We start from the raw sequence: 349 nt of genomic DNA on the forward strand, positions 1-349 counted from the left end.
TCCTGCCGCAGCCCCGGCAGAGGTAGCGCTGCTCGCCGTTCTTCGATTTGCCCTTCTTCACGACCGCGACGGACCCGCAGCGCGGGCAGCGTCCGACTTCGTAGGCGGAGCCGGCCGCGTCGTCGAACGCCGCCGCGCGGATCACGTCCCTGACGGACTCGATAGCGCGGCGGCGCTCGGTCTTGCTGAGGTTCGCCATGTCCTTCTTGAAGTTGAGGACCAGGTCTTCGGCGTTCATGCTGCCCCCATCATCGCGGTCTACGGGGTCAACGATATGGCACCGTGGGGACACATGTATGTCAATCCTGGTCTAACAGAGCCTTACGTTTTTGCTGATCATCGCGGTTGA

Annotated in this window: 1 protein-coding gene; it reads right to left on the minus strand. The window is 63.0% G+C overall.

Annotation, left to right across the window (positions count from 1 at the left end; genetic code table 11):
* Positions 1 to 238 (minus strand): IS1 family transposase (locus DW211_RS09670; RefSeq protein ID WP_147357263.1); only part of this gene is annotated, 238 nt, incomplete at its 3' end.
* Between the last annotated feature and the right edge of the window lie 111 nt (positions 239 to 349).

Source organism: Collinsella sp. AM18-10 (assembly GCF_003471585.1).
Taxonomy (GTDB): domain Bacteria; phylum Actinomycetota; class Coriobacteriia; order Coriobacteriales; family Coriobacteriaceae; genus Collinsella.